This window comes from Enterobacter sp. PP-008-ECC_S150, from assembly GCF_045257065.1.
Taxonomy (GTDB): Bacteria; Pseudomonadota; Gammaproteobacteria; order Enterobacterales; family Enterobacteriaceae; genus Enterobacter; species Enterobacter chengduensis.
Genome location: NZ_JBJHHG010000077.1, coordinates 1 through 870, shown reverse-complemented (window position 1 = coordinate 870; position 870 = coordinate 1). Strand labels below are relative to the sequence as shown.

Sequence of the window (870 nt, the reverse complement as noted above, 5' to 3'; positions counted from 1 at the left end):
CAATCACGTTTAATGATTCCGGATCATCAGCACTCTCTAAGTCTGCACTTCTTGAAGCGTTGATTTTTGTATCTTCACTTTCAGGAACCACCACGGTATCTATCACTCTCAATATCAACGGGAGCACGCGCAATCTCGGCACAATCAATGTGCCTTCCGGGACTGGCGGGCTATGGATGACCGTAAGACATGCAGTTAGGGGAATTACATCAGCAGCTGTGACCGGGACCATCACGGTAATAGGTACAGGAACAGCCAGTAAGATTATATCAGCACCGACATTAACAATTACCCGCGGAACGGGCTCATTTGCCTGACCTTTCAGAAAATTTACCTAATTTACAACCCACTTCGGTGGGTTTTTTCATTGCCTGGAGAAAATATGCTCTATAACACCGGCACCATTGCAATCAACGGAAATACCGCCAGTGGGGCGGGTACGAACTGGACGGCTCCAGCCAGCCAGGTACGCGCTGGCCAGACGATTATCGTCATGTCTAACCCGGTGCAACTGTTCCAGATTTCATCCGTGAACAGCGCCACATCAATGACGGTTACGCCTGCCGCTTCCCCGGCGCTGAGCGGCCAGAAGTATGGAATTCTTGTGTCGGACATTATCTCAGTTGATGGCCTGGCCCAGGCAATGTCGCAGCTCATCAAAGAATATGACGAGAACATTGGCGCGTGGGAGACGTTCGCCACTACATCAGCAAACCAGACCACCACCGTTACCATCAACGGAACCACCGTAACCATTCCTGGCATCGGTAAACTGGCACAGAAAGGTACCAATGGTGCTCTCCCGATTGAGCAGGGCGGTACCGGGGAAACAACGGCAGCGGGTGCCCGTGCTGGAATTGGACTTAAAAA

At 51.3% G+C, this 870-nt stretch carries 1 protein-coding gene and 1 pseudogene; both read left to right on the top strand.

The genetic code is table 11. The annotated features are described in order from the left end of the window. Positions 1 to 317 (top strand): hypothetical protein (locus tag ACJBF3_RS26095; protein WP_406545304.1); only part of this gene is annotated, 317 nt, incomplete at its 5' end. A gap of 65 nt (positions 318 to 382) precedes the next feature. Then, positions 383 to 870: pseudogene (locus tag ACJBF3_RS26090) on the top strand (tail fiber protein); the annotation flags it as partial.